This window comes from Bartonella sp. AP11XZML (assembly GCF_042196445.1).
Lineage (GTDB): Bacteria > Pseudomonadota > Alphaproteobacteria > Rhizobiales > Rhizobiaceae > Bartonella.
Window position 1 is genome coordinate 1 of sequence record NZ_JBHIQF010000024.1, and the last position, 5,115, is coordinate 5,115.

Here is a 5,115-nt window from a genome sequence, read left to right on the forward strand (position 1 = left end):
GTGGGCAATCGGTGTTGTCATCGCAGGTTCTGCAACCCAACTTGTTACTCTGCTATTTAAAACAGCGTAATAATAGCATTATATAAATTATAAAATACAATATGTTATCTAGAATTTTAATAAGAGTGAGATATGCAAAATTTAATTAATCTCAAACCGAAAAATAACAACAAAATCATCGCATTTTCTGCAGCTATGACTGCGTTTTTTATGGATAGTTCTGCTTACGCCGCCAGCGCAAAGGTTTTAACAAATGCAGAGAAGGCTTTAGGAGATTTACAGGGCGATATTCAAAAAATTATACCTATTGCTGCTGCCGTTATACTGTTGTGCTTAGCAATTGGTTATGCAGGACGCTACATCGGAAAAGACACATTTGTACGGTGGGCAATCGGGGTNAATAATTCTGCTTACGCCGCCAAAGCGAGTACTTTAACAAATGCAGAGAGCGCTTTAGAAGGTTTACAGGGCGATATTCAAAAAATTATACCTATTGCTGCTGCCGTTATACTGTTGTGCTTAGCAATTGGTTATGCAGGACGCTACATCGGAAAAGACACATTTGTACGGTGGGCAATCGGGGTCGTTATCGCAGGTTCAGCAACCCAACTTGTTACTCTGCTATTTAAAACACCATAATAATGGCATCAATTACAAATAATACAATACAATACGATACGTTTATACGATGGGCAATCAGTATTATTATCGTGCCCTCTACAACCAAACTTACTGCAATATTATTGAAAGGTAATTCATGAATCAGTATAATACGTAATGTTTTTAATATCCATCGATTATAGGTGTGTACTAGTAATAATGTAGCCATACTGAAAAAAGGAATATTATTTATAGCAACTTTAATTAAAAGGGGATAAAGGATATGAAACAATCAAATACGTTTCAAGCGAAGACGTGCAACAGGATTAATGTTATTATTATCACTTCAATGATGTTATTAATAACGCAATCTGCATATGCTCAGATGGAAACAGAGAGCTTGGATGCCTTCATAGGAATGCAATATGGATTAAGTATACTTATTCCTATCGTCGCCATCATTATTCTTTTATTTCTTTTGCTTATTTATATATTTCGCATCATCGCAAGAGCTACATTTATACGATGGGCCTTCAGCGTCATTATTGCTGGTGCAGCCTTTTATATTAGCCACATATTATTTCACCTCCACTGATAAGAGCACCCCATGAAATCACAAGAACAAAAAGAATTCCCCCTATTCAAAGGAGCAACACGTGTTCCAACGGTATGGGGTGTCCCCATGATGCCATTTATCGTTATGGTTATGGGGGTCGCTGTTATTGCCATGACAGTAAGTATCTTTTTGTGGATTATGGCGCCTCCATTATGGTTCATTATGGTGCAAATTACTAAAAACGATGATAAGGCGTTTCGTATCTGGTGGTTATGGATCGATACTAAATTTCGCAATCGCAACAAAGGTTTTTGGGGCGCATCAAGTTATAGTCCCTCTGATTATAGTAAAAGGAGATAAACATGACAGCTGTTGAAAGCAGCAAACGCCTTGCATCAGAGACACCTGTAAGCCTGTTTCTGCCTTATTCACATCATATTACAGATACGATTATTTCTACTAAAAATGCGGAATATTTGTCAATTTGGAAAATTGACGGGCGTTCGCATCAAAGCGCTTCAGAAGAAGATATTTTTCAATGGATAAAAGAGCTTAACAATACTCTACGGGGTCTTGCATCAGCCAATTTATCATTTTGGACGCATATTGTGCGCCGCCGTGTTTATGAATATCCTGATTCAACATTTGATCAAATGTTTTGCTATCAACTTGATGAAAAATATCGACAAAGCTTTACTGGTTATAATTTGATGGTCAATGATTTATATCTGACTGTCATTTTTCAACCGATAGCGGATAAAATTATGTCGTTCTTTTCTAAACATGAACGTGAAACGCTTGATCAAAAAAAGATGCGACAAGACACATGTATCAAAGAACTCAATGACATCAATCGTACTTTAGGCCAATCTTTAAACCGTTACGGTGCAGAACTTCTTGGTGCTTATGAAAAAAATGGGCATGTTTATTCTTCTGCACTTGAATTCCTTGGAATGCTTGTCAATGGTGAATATCGCCCTATGCCAATTTGCCATGACCGTTTTGCTGACTATATGTCTGTCAATCGACCTTTTTTCTCAAAATGGGGCGCTCTTGGTGAACTGCGAACAACCAGTGGAATGCGTCGATTTGGAATGCTTGAAATTAAAGAATATGATGCAACAACCAAACCAGGACAATTAAATGTTTTGTTGGAAAGTGACTTCGAGTTCGTATTGACGCAGAGCTTTTCGGTGCTCTCCCGACATGCTGCTAAAGACTATTTACAACGGCATCAGCGTAATCTGATTGATGCACGAGATGTGGCAACGAGCCAAATTGAACAAATTGACGAAGCACTAAACCAGCTTATCAGTGGGCATTTTGTCATGGGAGAACATCACTGCACATTGACGATCTATGGTGATACAATTCAACAAGTTCGCGACCATATGGCCAAAGCAAGTGCAGCATTACTAGACGTTGCGGTACTGCCTAAACCTGTAGACTTAGCGATAGAGGCTGGCTATTGGGCACAACTTCCTGGCAATTGGAAATGGAGACCACGTCCTGCTCCGATTACATCATTGAACTTTTTATCATTTTCATCTTTTCATAATTTTATGTCAGGAAAACCCACTGGCAACCCATGGGGACCAGCCGTCACAATTCTTAAAACAACCAGTAAAACACCGCTTTATTTCAACTTTCATGCCTCCAAACTTGAAGAGGACTCGACAGATAAACGTTTACTTGGTAATACCGCACTTATTGGACAATCTGGTTCCGGTAAAACCGTGTTACTCGGCTTTTTGTTAGCACAAGCACAAAAATTTAAGCCGACAACTGTTGTTTTTGATAAAGATCGTGGCATGGAAATTGCCATTCGAGCGATGGGTGGAAAATATTTAACATTCAAGCCAGGCAGAAAAAGTGGTTTCAATCCTTTCCAACTCCCACCAACACAAGAAAATCTGATTTTTTTGAAACAATTTGTTAAAAAATTGGCAGAAGCTGGTGGTGAGGTCACGCATCACGACGAGGAGGAAATTAACAAAGCTGTTATGTCTGTTATGAGCAGTAATATTGACCAATCACTCCGTCGTTTGTCCTTTCTGGTACAATTTTTACCAAATCCACGTTTAAGTGATTATAATGCTCACCCATCTGTTCATGCTCGCTTACTAAAATGGTGTGAAGGTGGTGATTATGGATGGTTATTTGATAATCCCCATGATGCTCTTAATCTCTCAACACATCAAATTTACGGCTTTGATATCACGGAATTCTTAGATAATTTTGAAACTCGCACTCCAGTGATGATGTATTTGCTTTACCGCACAGAAGGCATGATTAGCGGACAGCGGTTTATGTATATCTTTGACGAGTTTTGGAAGCCTTTGCAAGATCCGTACTTTGAAGATTTAGCCAAAAATAAACAAAAGACCATCCGTAAACAAAATGGTATTTTTGTTTATGCAACACAAGAGCCTAGCGATGCCTTGGAAAGTAATATTGCCAAAACACTCATTCAACAGTGTGCAACTTACATTTTTCTAGCCAATCCCAAAGCAAATTATGAAGATTATACAAAAGGCTTTAAACTAACAGATGCCGAATTTGAACTCGTTAAAGGACTTGGTGAGTTTAGTCGCCAATTCCTCATTAAGCAGGGTGATCAATCTGCGCTTGCAGAACTGAGTCTTGGTAAATTCCATCTGACACGCGATGGAAAAACCATCGAACACAACTTTAGTGACGAGCTCTTAGTGTTATCAGGAACGCCTGATAACGCGGAGTTAGCCGAAAGCATTATCGCAGAAGTTGGTGATGATCCGGCAATATGGTTACCAATTTTCTTACAGCACGCAAAAAATGACAGGAGGGAAACATGAAAAAAAAGGTCATTTCAATAGTAGTTGTAATAACTTTAGGGATTTCAAACCCAGCGATGGCTTGGGTTTGGGGCGCTGGGGCGGCGGATTTATCGGCATCCGTTCCAACGAAGTGGCCCAATTTTTTTGGAAGTTCATCTTCAAATACATCAAAGTCTAAAAAAACTCCACAGCAAAAGAAAGCGCCACCTGATGCCCAACTTCTCGATATGCTAAAAAAACACCTTGAGGAAGTAAAAAAGATACACGAGTCTATAACGGGAAGCCAAAAATTCGATACTAAAAAACTTAAAAATGTACAAACAGATCACAGTAGCTTTTTTCTCAAAAATCCAGAGAATCTCTACAATAGAAATAAAACTTCTGCTCTATCTACATCACTTGAAAATATTTTAAAAGAAGAAGAAATTCCTGTCACTATCCATGAATCTAGCAGTTTTATCAACAAGCGTATCCAATATGCAGCCATCACTGATAAAGCCGTAAGTTTAAAAACTTTTCAAGAAGCAAACAATCGTTTTCAGCAAATTGAAGAACTATTAAACGAAATCACAACAACAAAAGATCTAAAAAGTATTGCCGAGTTACAAGCACATATAATTGGAATGCTTGCTATGCTACAAAATGAAACAGCAAAACTACAAATGGTTACACATTTACGCAATGCTGAACATACACTTATCAAACAACAGAAAGATAAACATAACATAAAAATTTTGAATAGTAAAAACACGAACATGCCTACCATAAGATTTATTAGGTAAAGATTTTTGTAGCAATATTTTGTATATTATTTTTCCTGTATGCTCGTAAAAAGAAAAAGTTAATGCGTAATACTCAATTCTCTCTCATAGATCGAAAAGGTCTACGAAGTTTCATTTTATCCTTAAAAAAATTCAACGAAAAATACTTAAAAAGCATATAAAAAATTGAAAATTCGTTAAAGAGGAATTCCATGAACTTTACAGTGTTCACGCAACTTTTCAATAAAATTGATCAGATAACAAAAACATATGTCACGGATATTTCCTCAAAAACAATAGCTACAATTACACCCTTTGTATCAATCGGTATCACAATCGCTTTCATCATCTACGGATGGCTCATCATCCGTGGCGCTATAGA

General features: G+C 37.6%; 5 protein-coding genes and 2 pseudogenes. All 7 read left to right on the plus strand.

Annotated elements, in window-relative coordinates; translation table 11 throughout:
* Positions 1-132: 132 nt before the first annotated feature.
* Positions 133-210, plus strand: a pseudogene (locus tag ACFIMG_RS02345) (conjugal transfer protein); the annotation flags it as partial.
* Positions 211-390: 180 nt separating this feature from the next.
* Entirely contained in the window at positions 391-639 is a 249-nt protein-coding gene (gene trwL / locus ACFIMG_RS02350) for a VirB2 family type IV secretion system major pilin TrwL (protein WP_375693561.1), read from the plus strand.
* A 244-nt stretch (positions 640-883) separates the two neighbouring features.
* Positions 884-1,195 (plus strand): conjugal transfer protein, encoded by a 312-nt coding sequence (locus ACFIMG_RS02355; protein WP_375678342.1) that lies wholly within the window; start codon positions 884-886, stop codon positions 1,193-1,195.
* A gap of 12 nt (positions 1,196-1,207) precedes the next feature.
* Complete coding sequence (locus tag ACFIMG_RS02360; protein ID WP_375678341.1) at positions 1,208-1,516, plus strand: type IV secretion system protein VirB3; 309 nt, start codon at positions 1,208-1,210, stop codon at positions 1,514-1,516.
* A gap of 2 nt (positions 1,517-1,518) precedes the next feature.
* Complete coding sequence (locus ACFIMG_RS02365) at positions 1,519-3,990, plus strand: VirB4 family type IV secretion/conjugal transfer ATPase (protein WP_375678340.1); 2,472 nt, start codon at positions 1,519-1,521, stop codon at positions 3,988-3,990.
* A complete protein-coding gene (locus ACFIMG_RS02370; protein WP_375652483.1) occupies positions 3,987-4,754 on the plus strand; it encodes a type IV secretion system protein in 768 nt (255 codons plus the stop codon). The genes ACFIMG_RS02365 and ACFIMG_RS02370 overlap by 4 nt, the downstream gene beginning before the upstream one ends.
* Positions 4,755-4,945: 191 nt before the next feature.
* Positions 4,946-5,115: pseudogene (locus ACFIMG_RS02375) on the plus strand (trwi protein); the annotation flags it as partial.